The following is a 16,903-nucleotide window of genomic DNA, read 5'->3' as shown; positions in this document are numbered from 1 at the left end:
TTGGAGGCCGAGGTCGTGCAGGGTGACCGCGAGACTGTGGGCGGATTGGAGGGTGTCGGGGTGGTCCTCACCCAGCACCCGCCGACGCCGCTCCAATGTGTCCTCGTCTAGGCGGCGGGCTTCGGCATGGAGGCCGAGGTCGTGCAGGGTGACCGCGAGATTGTGGGCGGAGTGGAGGGTTTCGGGGTGGTCCTCACCCAGCAGCCGCCGACGCCGCTCCAACGTGTCCTCGTGCATGCGGCGGGCTTCGGCATGGAGGCCGAGGTCGTGCAGGGTGACCGCGAGACTGTGGGCGGATTGGAGGGTGTCGGGGTGGTCCTCACCCAGCACCCGCCGACGCCGCTCCAACGTGTCCTCGTCTAGGCGGCGGGCTTCGGCACGGAGGCCGAGGTCGTCCAGGGCGTTGGCGAGATCGTGGGCGGATCGGAGGGTTTCGGGGTGGTCCTCACCCAGCAGCCGCCGACGCCGCTCCAACGTGTCCTCGTGCATGCGGCGGGCTTCGGCACGGAGGCCGAAGTTGTGCAGGGTGTTGGCTAGGTCGTGGGCGGATTGGAGGGTGTCGGGGTGGTCGTCACCCAGCACCCGCCGACGCCGCTCCAACGTGTCCTCGACCCTGCGGCGCGCTTCGGAGTAGCGGCCGAGGTCGTACAGGGCGTCGACAAGGGCTTCGGCGGAGTGGAGGGTGTCGGGGTGGTCCTCGCCCAGGCCGGTGGCCCACGATTGGTACAGGGCGTGGGTGAGATCGTGAGCTGCACGTGGCTGGCCACTTTGGATGAGGTACCGAGCGGCATTGAGCAGTGTCGGCCGTAGGTCGGGGTGGGCGCCGATCGTGTGCCGGGCGGCTGTGAGGTGTGACGTGAGCGTGGCCCATCGCGGCCACGTCTGGGGCAGTTGGGGATTCCCTGGGTCGGCAGCGGACAGCAGCACTGCCAGGTCGTCGTGGATCTCTGCGGTGTCACCCTTGCGAGCTTGGTCGCGCACGATGGCCTGGGTGAGACGGTGGATCTGGACGGTTTCGTGCTCAACACGGGTCAGGCCGAAGCGGGCGAGTGGCTCGATGGCGGACTGAGGCCACATGAGGTCGTTGTGGTCGCCGGGGATGGTGGTCAACCGGCTGCGCGCGTCGGCCAGCCAGGGAGTGGGGATGGGGTCGGGGCCGAGGAAGGATAAGAGGCATAGCAGTGCGATTGCGTCGCGGTGGCTGACGTTGAGCCGTTCGGTGGCGATGGTGACAGTGGCCTTCAGTGAGGCGGGGTACCCGGGGGGGTCACCGTGCGCAAGGACTTTGGCGGTTTTGGTGTCCAGGAGCTGTCGGTAGCGTGCCAGCGGCATCCCTGCGGTCAAAACGCCTACGGCTTGGGCAAGGGCGAGGGGGAGGTCTCCCAGCGCATCGGCCAGCGAATTGGCCTGCTCGGGTTCGAGGGCGGGCAGACGACCGTTCAGGTAGGCCAACGAGTCCTGGCGGCTGAATACGTCCAAGGGCAGTCCGGGGACGGTCAACTGCCATGCGGAGTTGCGGGACGTGATCAGAACGTGGCCGGTCCCCTCGGGCAGCCATTCCTCCAACTTGTCCCGGTCCTCGGCGTTGTCCAGGATGATCAGCCAGCGGTCCAACGTGCGCAGGCGCTGCATCGCGTTACGTGCATTGGCTTCGGTACCGGCCTCAGGCCGAGCCACGTCCAGCCGCGCGGCCAGGTCAGCGTACGTCTGGGGGAGCTGGTCCACTTTTTCGGCGTCGACCCACCAGACGACGTCGTACTGGCCGGCGAAGCGATGCGCATACTCCACCGCGATCTGCGTCTTGCCGATGCCGCCCGACCCATGCAGCGCCTGGACAGCGATGTGCCGCTTCGCGAGCAGTCTGCTCCGCAGATCGTCGATGACCGTCTCGCGGCCGGTGAAGTACGGATTGCGCCGCGGTACGTTCCACACATCGGGGAGACCGGTGCTCGACGGGAAACGTGGCTGCGGTCCGCGTCGCACGACCGGCACGGTGGGCGCAGTCTGCGTGGTGCCGGGGAAGGCCGGTGGACTGGTCGGGGGAACGGGGCCGCGCACCGCCTCCACGAGGGCAGCGGTGGCAGTGGTTTCGTCCAGGCCGTGCAGCTCTTTCCGGAGTAGCGATGCCAGGATCGGCGGCAGCTCGCCGGCTTCAAGCGGCTGGATGACCACCGGGATGAAGCGGTCTCTACGGGCCAGGGCTGCCGTCCACTCCTCCTCGGTGAACCGCCCTGCGGCAAAGTAGGCAGGCGAGAACAGGGCCATGACCGCTGTGGCCTTCGCCAGAGCCTCGCTCATCTTTCTCACGAAGTTGTCGCCGGCGCGCCAGTGCCACACGTCCAGCTCGACCGAGTGGCCTGCTTCCTCGAGGCGCCACGCGACCCACTCCGCCCACTGACGGTCCGGCCCCGCATGACTGATGAAGATCGAATCGGAACCCTCGGGCATCCCCGTCTCCCGTCCCCCGGCGGCGATCACGTGGACGCCGTACCGCAACAACGCCCCTTGTATAGCGCGCCCTGCCCCCGGACACGCTGAAAGTCGATGCATTCCTTCGCACGCTGTAGCGGACCGCCTGGCACCTGCCTCGCGAGGTCGGCTGTGCGGCTTTGGCCGGTGTCCTGCCCGGTTTGGGGTCGTGCATGATCAGGGGGCCGTACGCTTGCCGGCTACTCGGGCAGGCTTGTCCCCTGCCCGCAATGTGTCCGAGTGGCCCCCTGGTCTTGCTCGACGCGGGTCCCGGATCGGGGAGTGTGGGTAAAGCCGTGGAGCCGTCCGTCCCCACCCCCGGGCCTGGTTCTTTTCGCCCCCTTGTGGGCGCGGGCGGGCGACGACGTGCGGGCCCGGTGGCGTAGACATTGAGGGGCAAGCGCGGCGGCGTCCGGTTGGCGCCGCCGCGCCTTGGCGCGGCACCTCTGACCTCGCGTCAGACTGCTACCGCAGTTCAGGAGGCCGGGAATGCAGACGCTCGATGCGTCCAATGTGGTGTTCTCCCGAGCGTCCACCTCTTCCCCCGGATCTGGTGCGCTGGTGTCTTTGAAGTCTTCCGGGGGCCACTCGGGCGCACGGCGGGCGTGGGACAGGGCCGGGCCCTCGGGGGTGTGCTGCGAGTGGCGGCTGATTGGCAATGATCCTGCTCCCTGACCGACTACGGGCAGCGAGCGTAGCGAGCCTTGATGAACGTAGTGAAAGTCTGTCCGCGCAGCACCAGCGGGCGCTGTCCGGTCCCGGTAGATGCTGACATTGCGATCCCAGCTGATAGTTGACGGTGGCCGTGATCGGCTTTGCTTGTCGGTCGACGAGCAGAGGTTTCGGCCGCGCCTGCGGTGCTGGCTGGGCGACGGGGTCGCCGCTCAGCTGGGTGTCGCACGGCAGACGGTCAGCGGGTGGAAATCGCAGTATGTCGCCTCGGTCTGGCGAGGCTGTCTGATCCGCTTGCGCAGGCTGACCTTGTGTCCACATCAGGCGTCTGCGGAGTGGAGGAGCCGCTTGTAGCAGCACAGGGCTACCGCGAGGCTGACCCTTGCCTACGCGGCAATCGTTCCAATCGCCTGCCGAGGTGAGCGAATGCCGCCACACTTGGGGAGCAGTGCTTCGCGACGACGCTCCGCCGGGGGAACTCATGCACCACGACGCTCCGCTAAGAAGTGGTCACATGCATCGCTGGGAGGGTGATCTGCTGAATGTACTGCTGGCCATCCTGCCCGACCCCGAGCTGGACCAAGAGGTGGCAGAACGACTAGCGCGCCAGCTGCGGTCTGAGATAATCGAGTTGGATGTCGAATCGGTCTGTCCCGCGTCCCACGCCCCGGTTCCTGACGGGGCGAAGGGCACCGATGCGGTCACGCTCGGGGCCATCGTCGTAGCCCTGAGCGCGTCTGGTGGCGTATTCACCGCACTCGTTGAGACAGTGCGCGACTGGCTCGGCAGGTCCTCTGCTCGGCACCGTGTCTCGCTGACCATCGACGGAGACACCATCGAACTGGAGCGGGCATCCGTCGCTGAGCGGCGAGACCTAATCGATGCCTACATCCGGCGCCACACGGACAGTTAGCCATGGGACGCCGAATGGCGCTGCTAATCGCGACATATGACTACCAGGACAGCGGGCTGCGGCAGCTGACCGCTCCGGCGCACGACGCCGAGGCGTTCGCGGCGGTGTTGAGAGACCCGGCCATCGCCGGGTTCGAGGTGACCACGCTGGTCAACGAGCCGCATCATCGCGTGGGGGAAGCCATAGGCGACTTCTATCGCGATCGCCGCCGCGAGGACCTGACCCTGTTGTACTTCACCGGCCACGGCCTTAAAGACGACGAGGGACGGCTGTACCTGGCGATGACCAACACCCGTCGCGAGAGTCTTCTGTTCACCGCGCTGGCTGCCGAGCAGGTCGATCAGGTGATGGAGAGCTGTGTCTCGCGGCAGAAGGTGCTGGTACTCGACTGCTGCTACAGCGGGGCGTTCCCAGCCAGCCGGCTTTCCAAGGCCGACACGGCGGTGCATGCGCTGGAGCGGTTCCAGGGCCGCGGTCGCACTGTGCTGACCGCATCGGATGCAACCCAGTACTCCTTTGAAGGAAACCAGGTCCACGGTCAGGCGGTGCAGTCCGTGTTCACCCGCTTCTTGGTGGAGGGCCTTCGCGACGGCGGCGCAGATCTCGATGGCGATGGCAACATCACCCTCGACGAGCTGTACGGCTACGTCCACGACCGGGTCGTCGACGAGATGCCTCAGCAGCGGCCCAAGAAGCAGGACAACGTAGAGGGCCGCATTGTTATCGCCAGGAACATCAACTGGACGCTTCCAACGCACCTGCGCAATGCGCTTATCAGCCCGATGGCCCATGACCGTCTCGGCGCACTGGACGGACTCACCCACCTGCACCGGGTCGGTAACGAGCTCGTTCGCCAGCGCGTTGTCGGCGAGATCCAGCGTCTCGCAGACGACGACAGCAGGATGGTGTCGGCGGCAGCTGCGGCACGGCTCCAGGCAATCCATCCCCAGGCACCCGGAAGCCCCTTCGGGGCCGCGCCGGAGCCGGCATGTACACCGGTAGCGGAGCCCACCCTTGAGGTGCAGCCAACAGCGTCCAGCATCGCTCGCTCCCAGGACAGCACCGCCGCAGGAAGCCCTGCGCGCGACCGCCCTCCGCACCTCCTGAGCCGCACGCACCCGAGCCGGACCTAGCGAACCAAAAGAAATACGCGGCGAATATCGACCCGTCCAGCCTTCCAAACTTCGGAGTCCAGCCCCAGCCTCAGGCCCAAGAAGCGGCGGGGCCCGTCGTTCCTGATCAGGACCTGATCAAGCAGCTCCTCGACCAGATGGAGCTGAAGTACGTCGTCGACGACGAGGGTGACCTCGCGGCGCCGTGGGAGGACTTCCGCACCTACTTCATGTTCCGCGGCGAGGACGAGCAGCAGATCTTCTCGGTGCGTACCTTCTACGACCGTCCGCACCCGGTCGAGGAGCGCGCCAAGATCCTCGAGGCGATCGACGACTGGAACCGTCGCACCCTGTGGCCCAAGGTCTACACCCACACCCACGAGGAGGAGGGCACCCCGGCCAGCCTGCGCCTCATCGGTGAGGCCCAGATGCTGATCAGCACCGGCGTCAGCCTGGAGCACTTCGTGTCGTCGACGGTCAGCTGGGTCCGCGCGGCGATCGAATTCGACGGCTGGCTCGTGGAGCAGCTTGGGCTCGAGTAAATGACCTCTTCGCCTCAGAGCTGGCAGCCGCCGTCCTGTACAAACGCTTCCGCAACCTCATCTGTAGGACACGGTCTTAGCGGACACGGGTGAGGTTGTTCAGGTGGTCCAAGTAGTCGCGTCCTGCTGCTTCGTTGGCGAAGTCGCGGTTGACGATGGAGGCCAGTTCTCGGCTGACCATGAGGAGCGAAGGGAGGGATTGCCGGCCCCCTTTAAGTGCCCATTCGCCGTAGTTGACGGCCTGCTCTAGATCGCCCTGCCGGGCTGCCACCACTCCGAGAGTGATCCGGGCTTCTGCCATCCTCATGGGTGCCCGCTCGGCGCCGTCGAAGTCCGTCCCGGCGCGGATGACCTCGTGGGCAAGGTTCTCCGCGAAGCGGTCCTCTCCGAGCAGTCGGTAGCAATCCATCGCGTAGAAGTCGAACTTCGCCGGGTCCACTACGAAGTGGTGGTCAAGGTTCTCGGGGTAGGGCATTCCTTCGAGGAGCTTCCGGCCGCGATCGAGCGCTACCTCGGTCTGACGACGGTCGCCGAGTCGGGCCCAGCCCTTGGCTTCCTGTGCAGCGAGCTGAACGGCAACGCCCTGGTTCGGTGCTGCGTCGGTGCCTGCTTGGGAAGCAGCGAGGATGCCTCGGTAGTCGCCCGTGGTGAGTGCAAACCAGGCCCGCATCTCATGCGCCCAGCCAGCGATCTCGGAATTGTCTGCTTCACGGGCCAGGGACAACGCCGCTCGCCGCGTGCTCTCGGCTGCGGCTCGCTCTCCCATGTCGTACTCGACACAGCCGATCAACAGAGCGAGCCAACCGGACAGCGTGAGTACCTCACGGTGCTGAGCAAGTGTGAGCCGCTGAGACTGGAGACCAGCCACCCGCTTGAGCCACTGCCGCCCTTCCACTGCGAGCTGATCGCTCGGCAGGTGAGGGTATTCGGAGCACAGCCGATCGGTGGTGATCCTCAGCGCATCCAGGGTGGCGCCGTCGACGTCGGAAGCCTGCAACCGGCTGATGATGTCCAGCGTTTCCATACCGCTGGCCGCGATGATCTCGGCGTTTCCGTCCCGTGAGCTGGCGACTGGGAAGATCGCGTGCGTCACGGTGCCGAAGGTCGCCGCAATGATCGGCTGGTAGAACTCGCTCGGCGTGACTTCGCCGGCCTCCCACCGCTTCCACTGCCGAATCATGCTGGCGCCTTCAGGCAGGCGCTTTGAGGAGTGCGCGCGCAAGGCGGCCACAGCTTCGCTCTGGGACCACTGCCGGGCTTCTCGCTCCGCCGCGATGCGTCGCGCCCATGCCGGACGATCGTCGCTCATGTGCCCTCCCATCGGGGTGCCTGCTTCGAGTCTGGCATCCCAGAAGCCGGTGACACGGGGGGTGACAGGGAGATGGCACCAAGGCTGTCCCCCAGTGACACCACGCCTGTCACTAGTTGCACGAACACGGAGCGCGCACGGTGGATCACAAGTCAGGCGCCGCCCGACCGGCTTGCTTCTCCAACTCGGCCACCCGGGCGGCTAGTTTTCGAATCTCGGAGTGGATTGCGTTGATCTCATCGCGCTCAACAGGCCCGGTCGCAGCTTCTGATTCGATCGCTGGCGTCTGCACGAAGTACCCCCGCGTAGGTACTGAGGTGACCAGCCCTTCGTCCATCAGGATCTGGAGCGCGTTGCCGATCGTCACCGTAGTGACCTCGAACCTGTCTGCTAGCTCGCGAAGCGAAGCAAGGCGATGCCCCGACGGGAGCGGGCCTCCGGTGATCTCCGAGCGCAAGACGTCGGCGATTTGCACCTTCTTGGGCCTCGGGTCGTGGGCAGCGATGGTCATGCATCGAGCGTATCCACTGAACCGAACTAGTGCACCGTATGACGCACTAGCTCTTGTGATCTAGTCTGCACTAGTGCACTCTAGTTCATGATGTTGCACGCGCTACTAGTCGAGAGGGCGGCGCCCAACCGCCAAGTAGTTCGCCGCCCTCCCAATCCCCTGAAAGGGAGTTCCATCATGCGTCAGATCCCTGTGGACACCGCCGCGATGACGGTGATGCTCATCCAGGCCCCTGAGCCGAAGATCAAGAACCGGGAGACCGGTGAGGTCGCGATCGACAAGCAGTCCGGTAAGACGCTGTTCAACGTGAACGTCGCGGTGATCGTGGACGGTCGCCCGGACGCGCTGACGATCGTGGTCGCCGAAGACGGCATCCAGCCGGACCTGTTCCCGGGCGCGCCGGTGGCTCTGCCCGGTCTGGTGGCCCGCCCGTGGGAGAACGACTTCGGGCACGGCATCAGCTACCGCGCCACCGCTGTGATGGCGCAGCAGGTCCCGGCCGCCGCCAACGGCAAGGGCTGACCGCCATGTCCGGTGGGACGCTCTTAGCACTGGCGGTCATCGTCACCGCCCTGCTCCTGGTGGCCCGCGTCAAGGCCCCCGCCGTGTACTGGACGTTGGTCGGTCTCCCCGCCGCTCTGTACCGGGTCCTGTCCTCCTACCGCCCGACGATGGAAGCCTGTGAGCTGACCGTCGCCCCGCCGTGGTGGAAGGTCTTCGCCCGCAAGCTGTCCGCCGGCGACAAGGAGACGCGCCCCGGAATCCCGAAGATCCGCGGGATACGCCCCACCACCACCGGGCTCCGCCTTCGCCTGCGGCTGGCCGCGGGTCTGGCCCCGGACGACGTGGTCAAGTCGGCCGAACGGCTGCGGCACGCCTGGGGCATCTACTCCGTCCACGTCGCCGAGATCAAACCCGGCGTAGTGGACCTGCGGCTGACCGGCCTCGACGTGCTGGCCCGGGTACGCATGCCGCGCCGCCTCGCCGTCGGTCCGCTGTCGGTCACCGTGGCCCTGCGGGAGGACGGCCGGCCCTTCGTCCGGGACTACCAGGACATCCCGCATGCCCTGACGCTGGGTGCGAACAAGTCGGGGAAGTCGATGTATCAGCGCTGCCTGATCAAGGGGCTCGCTCCGCTGGATGTGGCCGTGGTCGGGATCGACTGCAAGCGGGGTGTGGAGCAGGGACCTTTCGCCCCGCGGCTGTCGGCGCTGGCCACCACTCCGGATCAGGCCGACGGGCTGTTGGATGCCCTGGTTGCGGAGATGGAGGAGCGTTTCGACCTGCTGTGCCTGCACCAGGGCATCGCGCCGGGCACGCCGCTGGAGGACATCACCTCCGACATCTGGGGCCTGCCGAAGAACCTGCGCCCGGTCCCGATCGTGGTCCTGATCGATGAGATCGCCGAACTGTTCCTGATCACGTCCAAGGCCGACGGCGTCCGCCGGGACCGCATGGTGACCCAACTGGTCCGCCTCGCACAGCTGGCCCGCGCGGTCGGCATCTATCTCGAGGTGTGCGGGCAGCGCTTCGGCTCCGAACTCGGCAAGGGCGCAACCGCCCTGCGTGCCCAGCTCACCGGCCGCGTGGTGCACCGCTGCAACGACAAGCAGACCGCCGACATGGGCCTAGGCGACGTCAACGAACTCGCCGTCATCGCCGCGACCAGCATTGCGCCCGAACGGGCCGGTACCGCCATCGCGGGCGACTCCTCCGGCGGCTGGTCCCGCATCCGCACCCCCAAGACGACGCTGGGTGAAGTCGCCGCCGTGTGCCGCGAGTTCGCGCACCTGACCCCGGACATCCCGGCCTTGACGGCCTTCCGCCCCCACGACACGGCGCCTGCCGACGCGTGGGAGCTGGCTCCCGAGTCCGTCTGACTCGCTCCACCCTCACGGCCGGCGCGACCGCTCGCGCCACGTCCCTACCCCTCCCATGCCCGAAAGGAGAAGCCGCCGTGACCTCAGGCAAGCGCACCACCGGCCGAACGGCCAAGCCCAAGCCCAAGGCGTGTCCGGACTGCCAGACCGGCCAGGTCTCCGAGGCCTTCAAGGTCGGCACCCGCAGCAAGCGCGAGAGCACCGACCGGCAGGAAGCCCTGTGTCTGACCTGCTTCGGCACCGGTCACGCCCCCGAGTAGATCCCCGCCGGGACCGGGCGGCAGGACCTGTGAGCCCCGCCCGGCCCTGGCCCCCAACCCCTTGATGGAGGTGAAGACCCGTGACCCGCTCGACTCGTTCACTCCGGCTGGATGCCGTGCTGGTGCAAGCCGTGATCGCCGGGGCGCTGTCCTTCGCCCACCTGCACGACTTGGCCGCCGCTGCCGGACAGGACGGCTGGAAAGCCTGGGCCTATCCCATCAGCGTCGACCTGCTGCTGGTCGCGGCCTGGCGACGCCTGCGCATCCTGCGTACCGACGGAGGCCCGACCCGCGCCGCGTGGACCTGGTTCGCCGTCGCGCTCGCCGCCTCCCTCGGTGCCAACGTGGCCACTGCGGGACTGCTCGACCTGAACAACGTCCCCGACTGGCTGCGCATCCTGGTGGCCGGCTGGCCCGCCCTCGCGTTCCTCGGCGGAACCCTCCTCGTCCACACCCCCGAGCGCCCGCGACCCGAGGCTTCCCAAGAGGTCCGGGTCACCGACTCGGCTCCGGACATCGCCATTGCTCGCGAGGCACCCGCACCCGCTCCGGCTCCGGCTCCGGCTCCGGCTCCCGAGCCTGACCCCGTTCCGGCTCTGCCGCCCGCCATCCCCGTACCGCCCGCCCTGCTGGCGCATGCCCGCAAGGTCGCCGACGCGCACCACAACACCACCGGCACCCCGATCGACCCCGCAACGCTGCGCGTCCGCCTCGGCGTCCCCGCCCCGATGGCCGACGCGATCGCCGCCCAACTCGCCTGACCCGGAAGGAAGAAGAACCCCTGTGATCCGTGACCCCGCGGACCTGACGGCCACCGACTACCTCGACGGCGCCCGGGAAATGGCCGCCGCCGATCGCCCCTATCTGGCCCACCTGCTCGCCGAGGAAGCCGCACGGCGCACCACCGACCCGGCCACCGCCCACAGCATCCGCGCTTGCTTCCCCGACCCGACCACCGGAAAGGACTGACCGGCTGTGAACGTCGAACTGCCGCTGATCGCCGTCATCGCCATATTCGGCTACTTCGGGATCAAGCGCCTGCGCCCGCCGACCTGGCTGATCGTCGTGCTCCTCCTCGGCGGCTTCCTCCTCGCCGACACCTTCCTCGCGCCGACCATCGAGTCCGGCACCAAGGACGGAGTCGACTCCGTCAACGGCACCACCAAATAGCCCAGACCCGGAAGGGAGACCCGCCGTGATCCGCCCCGAGGACCAACTGCGCCACGGTCATATCCCGGCCGACCTGATTCCACCGGGCACCGACCCGCGATCGGTCGTCATCGTCCACACCACGCCCCGCTCATGGGTCGGACCGGTGGTCTTGGTTTTGGTCGCCACGGTCGGCATCTGCGGCCTGGTCTACGTCACCACGGTCGTCGTGCTGTCCCTCGTGCAGGTCGCTACCGCCGCTGCCGTCGCGGTCAAGGCCGCGATTCCTGCCCTGATCGGTGGTGGCGGTCTGATCACCCTCGCCCTGAGGGCGCCCAAAGCCCCGCGCAAGTGACCGGCCCCCGGAGCGGCCTCAACGGCCAAGCATCCGCCGCTCCGGGAGCCGTGCCCCCACCCGATCTCACAACCGAAGGGAACGCCCATCATGACCCACAATGCGGCTCGCGCTGCCCGGATCTGCCCGGACTGCGACGGCTTCCCCGTCGTCGCCGTCACCACCGGCACCCGCAACCAGGACGGCATCCGCGCCACGCTGCCCGTCGTCTGCCCGGCCTGCCACGGCACCGGCACCGCCCCCCACTGGCTCGTCACCACCCGCCGCCCGAGTGCGCATCTTCACCAGCTCGCTGTGTCCTCGTCCGGGCGGGAGGCACACCGGTGATGCGCCGATCCGCCACCTCCCGACCGACCTCCATCCATCTGTTCTGCGGCGCGGGCGGCGACTCCGACGGATTCCGCCGGGCCGGCTTCGACGTGGTGCTGGGTGCCAACCACTGGGCACGGGCCGTCGAGACGCACGCCGCCAACTTCCCCGAGGCAGAACACCTCTGCGTGGATCTCGACCACTACGACATGCGGCGACTGCCCAAGGCCCGCGTCCTGGTCGGCTCCCCGATCTGCACCGAGGGCAGCCCCGCCGACGGCATCAGCCGCCCCAAGCCCCCGCCCACCCCAGGACAACTGGATCTCCTGGAGGAAGGGCCGATCCAGGACGCCGCGTGGGAGCGGACCAGGGCCACCGCCTACGACATCCTGCGCGCCGCCGAGGTCCACAACTTCGACGCCGTCGTGTGCGAGAACGTCCCCCGGTTCGCCACCGCCTGGCCGCTGTTCTCCTGGTGGCTCCAGGCCTGGGAGATCCTCGGCTTCCGCCACCAGATCGTGTCCGTCACCGCCGCACACATCGGAGCGGACGACAACCCGCACGCCCCGCAGTGGCGGGACCGCATCTTCATCGTCTTCACCCGCCGGGAACTGCGGGCAGCGAACCTCGATGTCCGCCCGCCCGCCTGGTGCTCGGGCTGCGAACAGGACGTGTCGGCGGTTCAGTCCTGGCGCAACGGCCGGAAGATCGGCAAGTACCGGCAGCAGTACGACTTCCGCTGCCCCAACCCCGGCTGCCGTCACCGGATCGTCGAACCGTACGTACGCCCCGCAGCCAGCGCGATCAACTGGACCGACCCCGGGATCCGGATCGGCGACCGGCCCACCAAGGGCATGAAGCCCCTCGCCCTATCCACCCTCCGCAAGATCCGTCTCGGGGTGGACAAGCACCGGGTCCCGTCCGTGGTCACCGTCAACCACAGCGACCAAGGCGACGGCCGCGCCTTCCCTGCGCTCGCAGCCCCCTTGCCCACCCGCACCGTCCGGATCGGCGACGGGATCGCCATACCGCCTCTCCTGGTCCCCGTCGGCGGCAGCTGGAACACCGACGCCGCCACCGTCACCGTGCCCATGCGCACCCGCACCACCCGCGAGAGCGAAGCCCTGCTGGTGCCCGGCCCGTTCATCACCGAGCACCGAGGCGGCGGCTCCACCACCCGAGGCGTCAGCGATCCGCTGGCCGCCATCACCGCCGGCGGCAACCACCACGGCCTGGTCATCCCCTACCGCAAGGGTGGCCCGACCACGACCAGGACGCCGCTGCACACCATCGCCACCCGCGAGTCGGCCGGCTTAGTCCTCGGCACCGACAGCACCCCCGCTCAGATCGACGTGGAGGACTGCTACTTCCGCATGCTGTCCGCCCGCGAGCACCTGCGCGCCCAGCGCTTCACCGACGACTACACCGTCATGGGCCACGGAGGCGAGCAGACCAAGCAGGCCGGAAACGCCGTGCCCGCCAACGTCGCCCAGTGGATCGCATCCGCCCTCCTGGAGGTGCTCTGATGCCCCACACCTACGAACTGGCCGCCGCACCCGAGGTCTTGGCGCTGACGCTGTGGCAGCCATGGGCGAGCGCGATCGCCTACGGCACCAAGCGGATCGAGAACCGCACCTGGCCCACCGATCACCGCGGCCTGGTCCTCATCCACGCCGGACGCACTACCGACCCGAACGCCAAGGACGCGCCGCTGGCCCGCCCGTTCCTGCGCCGCCCCTACCCCAAGGGCGCGATCGTCGCCGTCGCCCGCCTCGACGGCTGCCACGAGGACGACGGCTGGTGCACCCTCTGGTCCGCACGCGGCAACTGGCACTGGCGACTGTCCACCGTCGTCCCGCTCGCCGAGCCGCTGCCCTGGCCCGGTGCCCGCGGCCTGTGGACCCCGCCCCGGGGCCTGCTCGCCTCCCCACTGCTCGTCGACGCGATGGGGGCTGCCCGTGCCTGACCTGCTCGATCCGACCACCCTGGGCGACCTGCTCAGGGTGGCCTCAGCCCCCGACTTCGACCGCTGGCAAGACCAGATCCGCAAGACGGGTGGATGTGCACAGCCCATCCACCTCACCGGATGGTCCCTCACCCGCGACAAGACGACTCGGCAGGTTCTGCACACGTACTCCACAGAGGACGAGCCCGGCGGCCGACTGCGCATCGCCTGCGGCAACCGCCGCGCCTCCCGCTGCCAGCCCTGCGCCTACCTCTACGCAGGCGATGCCTACCGCCTCGTCCGCGCGGGCCTGTCCGGCGACACCGCCATGAACATCCCGGCCGCCGTACGGGAACGGCCCCGGGTCTTCGCGACGCTGACCGCCCCGTCCTTCGGCCGCGTGCACAACATCCCCGACACCGGCCGCTGCCGCTGCGGTACTCGCCACACCGCCGACGATCCCGCCCTTGGCGCTGCGCTCGACCCGGAGACGTACGACTACGCGGGCACGGTGTTGTTCAACAACCACGCAGGCGAGCTGTGGCACCGGTTCATCAACCGGCTCCGCCGCGAACTCGCCGCCTCCGCCGGCCTCACCCAGAAAGCGTTCAAGGAGGCTGCCCGGCTGTCGTTCAACAAGGTCGCCGAATTCCAAAAGCGCGGTGCGATCCACTTCCACGCCGTCATCCGCATCGACGGACCCGACGGGCCCGCCACCTTGCCGCCCAGGTGGGTCACGACCGAACTCCTCATCCGCTGCATCGAGGCTGCCGCCGCCCACCCCTACGTCACCGCCAAGGTGCCCGCCGCCGAGGACCAGCCCGCACGCACCCTGCGCTGGGGCACCCAGCTCGACATCCGCCCTATCCGCGCCTTCGACGACGGCAGCGACATCAGCGAAGGGGCAGTTGCCTCCTACGTGGCCAAGTACGCCACCAAGGCCGCCGAAACCACCGGCACCCTCGACCGCCGCATCGGCGAACTCGCCGAACTCGACCAGCACCGCGTACCTGAGCACGCCCGACGCCTCATCCGTGCCTGCTGGGACCTCGACCCGCTTTACCCCGAACGAAGGCTGTGGGCCTGGGCGCACATGCTTGGCTTCCGCGGCCACTTCCTCACCAAGTCCCGCCGCTACTCCTCCACCTTCACCGAACGCCGCCAGGTCCGCGCCGACTACCGCGCCAACGAACAACGCCAAGTCCTCGGCCTCCCAGAACCCGACACTACCCTCGTCCTCGCCGACTGGCGCTACGCCGGCCACGGCCACACCCCCGGCGAATCCGCCCTCGCCGCATCCATCGCCGAAGACATCCGCCTCAACCGAGAAACCGCCCGTGAAGCCATGACGCTGGGGGAGGGGGTGTGACGTGACGACAGCAGCCCGATCGAGCGGGATGCTCACCCTCGCTGAGGTCTGCAAAGAACTGAGGATCTCGCGATCGACGTTCTACGACTGGCGTGCGAAAAGGCGTGCTCCGCGCTGCATCAAGCTCCCGAACGGTGACCTACGGGTCCGTCGGACTGAACTCGACCATTGGCTCGATGGTCAGGAGGACACGGCCTGATGGAAACGACTTTCGACGTCCGGATCTACAAGATTCTGGCCTACAAGGGGAAGCGCAAGACGAGCTACACCGTGCGCTGGGTGGTCGCCGGTAAGGCGTACCGCGAGACGTTTGGGACTTCGGCCCTGGCCGACTCGTTCCGCTCCGACCTGATCTCCGCCACGCGCCGCGGTGAAGCCTTCAGCCTGACCACCGGGCTACCGGTCTCCCACCAGTCTGGAGCGAGCACGGTCAACTGGTACAACTTCGCGCTCCAGTTCACGGATGCTCAATGGCGCCGTACGTCTGGTAACAACCGTAAGAACGTTGCCAAGGCACTGATGACGACAACCATCGCCCTCCTACGCACACCCTTGCCGAGTCGCTTCGCTCCCATCGATGTGCGGACTGCGCTGCGTGAGTTCGCCTTCAACACCAACCGCCGCGCTGACGCACCGCCCGAGGTGTCCACCATCCTGCGGTGGGTGGAGCGGAACATCGAGTCCATGGCGGCCTGGGAGGATCCTCGACGGGTCGAGGACGTGCTCCACGCTCTCGCGACCAAGCTGGACGGCTCTACTGCAGCAGCCTCCTCGATCAAGCGCAATCGCAGGATTCTGAACGTGGCCATGGAGTACGCGGTGAAGCATGGCACCCTGCGCTCGAATCCCCTGCCAAAGGGACGCGGGACTACCCCCAAGACATCGTCAGCCGTGGACAAGCGGTGCCTCATCAACCCGGACCACGCCGCTGGCCTGCTGGGCTGGATTTGGCGTCGTCCTCGTGGTGGCCGGCGGCTGCACGCCTTCTTTGCCACGCTGTACTACACGGGACCGCGGCCGGAGGAGGCCGTCGCCATGCGGGTCCTGGACGCACGGCTACCTGGCGAGGACGAGGAAGACCAGTGGGGCGAGCTGCTGATCCACACCGCGCAGCCTGAGGTGGGGAAGCGATGGACCGACACCGGCGAGGTCCACGAGGAGCGCGGACTGAAGGGCAGGGCCAAGGACGACACCCGCGTGGTGCCCTGTCGCCCGGCGCTCACTCGCATCCTTCGCGACCACATAGAGGCAGAGGCACTGAAGCCAGGAGACCTGCTTTTCCCTGGGGAGAACGGGGACATCCTGTCCGGCTCGGTATTCCGCCGCGCCTGGCGGACCGCTCGAAAGGAAGTCCTACCGCCCGAGGAATTCGCCTCGCCCCTTGGTAAGCGCGTTTACGACCTCCGCCACACCTGCCTGACGACGTGGCTCAACGCGGGTATACCGCCAGCACAGGTCGCCGAGTGGGCAGGCAACAGCGTACCGGTCCTGCTCGCCACGTATGCCCGGTGCATCTCCGGTCAGCTCAGGGATCACCAGAAGCGGATCGAGGCCGGGGGAGACCTCCCCGACCTGACGGAAGATCGCTGAGCCACCCCCCGAGAACTTCGACACGTATTCGACAGGGCCACCCGCAGAAACCCGGTGACAGCCGGACAGCGCCGGACCGTCCTCGTGATCACTGAGGGCGTTCCGGCGCTTACGCGTCCGCTACCGCCCACCCGCTAGGGTGCCCCTGACCAGCAAAAAGGCCCTCCCGGGAGGAGGGCCGATCTTGGTGTGCGCTGTGCGCCCCCGGCAGGACTCGAACCTGCGGCCAAGCGCTTAGAAGGCGCCTGCTCTATCCACTGAGCTACGGGGGCCGGATGGTGGCCTCGGTGGCCTGGAGCCCCACTCGGGTGGTCCGTGACCTTGCCGGGACAAGGATAGGGCTCCGATCGCCTTGGCCCGGTTGCTTCACCTGCGTGGCACGATGTGGAGGTTCGGTGAAGCGAACCGATAATCGCAGGCAGGTGCGATTCCCGCACGGCTTTTGACGTCTCAGGTCTCGGGTGTTGTGCACTCGTTATGCCTGCGTCCCACTCATCCCGTGTGTCCCGTCTGTCTGA

19 protein-coding genes and 1 tRNA gene are annotated in these 16,903 nt (G+C 67.9%); 16 read left to right on the top strand and 4 right to left on the bottom strand.

Annotated features, from left to right (window positions below):
* Window positions 1-2,448: FxSxx-COOH system tetratricopeptide repeat protein (gene fxsT, locus ACFYWI_RS20475; protein ID WP_389234092.1), on the bottom strand; the 2,448-nt coding region annotated here is incomplete at its 3' end.
* A 1,207-nt stretch (window positions 2,449-3,655) separates the two neighbouring features.
* Here fxsT and ACFYWI_RS20470 point away from each other — a divergent pair.
* Genes ACFYWI_RS20470 through ACFYWI_RS20460 form a run of 3 tightly spaced genes read left to right on the top strand, consistent with a single transcriptional unit; the run spans window position 3,656 to window position 5,708 of the window.
* Entirely contained in the window at window positions 3,656-4,054 is a 399-nt protein-coding gene (locus ACFYWI_RS20470; RefSeq protein WP_389234089.1) for a hypothetical protein, read from the top strand.
* A gap of 14 nt (window positions 4,055-4,068) precedes the next feature.
* Window positions 4,069-5,187: a caspase domain-containing protein gene (locus tag ACFYWI_RS20465; protein WP_389234086.1), complete on the top strand. Its 1,119-nt coding sequence runs from the start codon at window positions 4,069-4,071 to the stop codon at window positions 5,185-5,187.
* 26 nt (window positions 5,188-5,213) lie between these two features.
* Window positions 5,214-5,708 carry a YbjN domain-containing protein gene (locus ACFYWI_RS20460; protein ID WP_389234152.1) on the top strand — a complete coding sequence of 165 codons (495 nt, stop codon included), beginning with the start codon at window positions 5,214-5,216 and terminating at the stop codon, window positions 5,706-5,708.
* Between the two features lie 76 nt (window positions 5,709-5,784).
* On the opposite strand, the gene ACFYWI_RS20455 is transcribed toward ACFYWI_RS20460, so the two are convergent.
* A complete protein-coding gene (locus ACFYWI_RS20455; RefSeq protein WP_389234083.1) occupies window positions 5,785-7,017 on the bottom strand; it encodes an XRE family transcriptional regulator in 1,233 nt (410 codons plus the stop codon).
* A gap of 145 nt (window positions 7,018-7,162) precedes the next feature.
* Window positions 7,163-7,528, bottom strand: coding sequence for a winged helix-turn-helix domain-containing protein (locus tag ACFYWI_RS20450; RefSeq protein ID WP_389234080.1), 366 nt, complete (start codon window positions 7,526-7,528; stop codon window positions 7,163-7,165).
* 177 nt (window positions 7,529-7,705) lie between these two features.
* Between ACFYWI_RS20450 and ACFYWI_RS20445 the strand changes: the two genes are divergently transcribed.
* The 13 genes from ACFYWI_RS20445 (at window position 7,706) to ACFYWI_RS20385 (ending at window position 16,385) form a co-directional block, all read left to right on the top strand.
* A complete protein-coding gene (locus ACFYWI_RS20445) occupies window positions 7,706-8,050 on the top strand; it encodes a hypothetical protein (protein ID WP_389234078.1) in 345 nt (114 codons plus the stop codon).
* 5 nt (window positions 8,051-8,055) lie between these two features.
* Entirely contained in the window at window positions 8,056-9,408 is a 1,353-nt protein-coding gene (locus ACFYWI_RS20440; RefSeq protein ID WP_389234075.1) for an FtsK/SpoIIIE domain-containing protein, read from the top strand.
* Between the two features lie 77 nt (window positions 9,409-9,485).
* Entirely contained in the window at window positions 9,486-9,668 is a 183-nt protein-coding gene (locus ACFYWI_RS20435) for a hypothetical protein (RefSeq protein ID WP_389234072.1), read from the top strand.
* An 80-nt stretch (window positions 9,669-9,748) separates the two neighbouring features.
* Window positions 9,749-10,429 (top strand): DUF2637 domain-containing protein, encoded by a 681-nt coding sequence (locus tag ACFYWI_RS20430; RefSeq protein ID WP_389234069.1) that lies wholly within the window; start codon window positions 9,749-9,751, stop codon window positions 10,427-10,429.
* 22 nt (window positions 10,430-10,451) lie between these two features.
* Window positions 10,452-10,637 carry a hypothetical protein gene (locus ACFYWI_RS20425; RefSeq protein WP_389234066.1) on the top strand — a complete coding sequence of 62 codons (186 nt, stop codon included), beginning with the start codon at window positions 10,452-10,454 and terminating at the stop codon, window positions 10,635-10,637.
* A gap of 6 nt (window positions 10,638-10,643) precedes the next feature.
* Window positions 10,644-10,838 (top strand): hypothetical protein, encoded by a 195-nt coding sequence (locus ACFYWI_RS20420; RefSeq protein WP_389234063.1) that lies wholly within the window; start codon window positions 10,644-10,646, stop codon window positions 10,836-10,838.
* A gap of 25 nt (window positions 10,839-10,863) precedes the next feature.
* Window positions 10,864-11,172, top strand: a complete 309-nt coding sequence (locus ACFYWI_RS20415; protein ID WP_389234060.1) for a hypothetical protein — start codon at window positions 10,864-10,866, stop codon at window positions 11,170-11,172.
* 90 nt (window positions 11,173-11,262) lie between these two features.
* Entirely contained in the window at window positions 11,263-11,499 is a 237-nt protein-coding gene (locus ACFYWI_RS20410) for a hypothetical protein (RefSeq protein ID WP_389234057.1), read from the top strand.
* Window positions 11,499-13,007, top strand: a complete 1,509-nt coding sequence (locus ACFYWI_RS20405) for a DNA cytosine methyltransferase (RefSeq protein WP_389234054.1) — start codon at window positions 11,499-11,501, stop codon at window positions 13,005-13,007. The genes ACFYWI_RS20410 and ACFYWI_RS20405 overlap by 1 nt, the downstream gene beginning before the upstream one ends.
* Window positions 13,007-13,447, top strand: a complete 441-nt coding sequence (locus tag ACFYWI_RS20400) for an ASCH domain-containing protein (RefSeq protein ID WP_389234052.1) — start codon at window positions 13,007-13,009, stop codon at window positions 13,445-13,447. Before ACFYWI_RS20405 ends, ACFYWI_RS20400 begins: the two co-directional genes overlap by 1 nt.
* Complete coding sequence (repSA, locus tag ACFYWI_RS20395) at window positions 13,440-14,795, top strand: replication initiator protein RepSA (RefSeq protein WP_389234049.1); 1,356 nt, start codon at window positions 13,440-13,442, stop codon at window positions 14,793-14,795. Before ACFYWI_RS20400 ends, repSA begins: the two co-directional genes overlap by 8 nt.
* Before the next feature lie 28 nt (window positions 14,796-14,823).
* Window positions 14,824-14,994 carry a helix-turn-helix transcriptional regulator gene (locus ACFYWI_RS20390; protein ID WP_389234149.1) on the top strand — a complete coding sequence of 57 codons (171 nt, stop codon included), beginning with the start codon at window positions 14,824-14,826 and terminating at the stop codon, window positions 14,992-14,994.
* Complete coding sequence (locus ACFYWI_RS20385) at window positions 14,994-16,385, top strand: tyrosine-type recombinase/integrase (protein ID WP_389234046.1); 1,392 nt, start codon at window positions 14,994-14,996, stop codon at window positions 16,383-16,385. The genes ACFYWI_RS20390 and ACFYWI_RS20385 overlap by 1 nt, the downstream gene beginning before the upstream one ends.
* A gap of 199 nt (window positions 16,386-16,584) precedes the next feature.
* On the opposite strand, the gene ACFYWI_RS20380 is transcribed toward ACFYWI_RS20385, so the two are convergent.
* A tRNA-Arg gene (locus ACFYWI_RS20380) sits at window positions 16,585-16,657 on the bottom strand.
* Between the last annotated feature and the right edge of the window lie 246 nt (window positions 16,658-16,903).

Source organism: Streptomyces sp. NPDC002889 (genome assembly GCF_042888425.1).
GTDB lineage: Bacteria > Actinomycetota > Actinomycetes > Streptomycetales > Streptomycetaceae > Streptomyces.
The sequence above is the reverse complement of the archived record's forward strand: the minus strand, read 5'-3'. Positions and strand labels throughout refer to the sequence as shown.

Excerpts from the sequence above, each read along its gene's own strand:
- ACFYWI_RS20400 (WP_389234052.1), top strand. The coding sequence starts at position 13,007 with ATGCCCCACACCTACGAACTGGCCGCCGCACCCGAGGTCTTGGCGCTG.
- ACFYWI_RS20465 (WP_389234086.1), top strand. The coding sequence starts at position 4,069 with ATGGCGCTGCTAATCGCGACATATGACTACCAGGACAGCGGGCTGCGG.
- ACFYWI_RS20455 (WP_389234083.1), bottom strand. The coding sequence starts at position 7,017 with ATGAGCGACGATCGTCCGGCATGGGCGCGACGCATCGCGGCGGAGCGA.
- ACFYWI_RS20410 (WP_389234057.1), top strand. The coding sequence starts at position 11,263 with ATGACCCACAATGCGGCTCGCGCTGCCCGGATCTGCCCGGACTGCGAC.
- ACFYWI_RS20440 (WP_389234075.1), top strand. The coding sequence starts at position 8,056 with ATGTCCGGTGGGACGCTCTTAGCACTGGCGGTCATCGTCACCGCCCTG.
- ACFYWI_RS20450 (WP_389234080.1), bottom strand. The coding sequence starts at position 7,528 with ATGACCATCGCTGCCCACGACCCGAGGCCCAAGAAGGTGCAAATCGCC.
- ACFYWI_RS20470 (WP_389234089.1), top strand. The coding sequence starts at position 3,656 with ATGCATCGCTGGGAGGGTGATCTGCTGAATGTACTGCTGGCCATCCTG.
- ACFYWI_RS20390 (WP_389234149.1), top strand. The coding sequence starts at position 14,824 with ATGCTCACCCTCGCTGAGGTCTGCAAAGAACTGAGGATCTCGCGATCG.
- ACFYWI_RS20385 (WP_389234046.1), top strand. The coding sequence starts at position 14,994 with ATGGAAACGACTTTCGACGTCCGGATCTACAAGATTCTGGCCTACAAG.
- ACFYWI_RS20405 (WP_389234054.1), top strand. The coding sequence starts at position 11,499 with ATGCGCCGATCCGCCACCTCCCGACCGACCTCCATCCATCTGTTCTGC.
- ACFYWI_RS20445 (WP_389234078.1), top strand. The coding sequence starts at position 7,706 with ATGCGTCAGATCCCTGTGGACACCGCCGCGATGACGGTGATGCTCATC.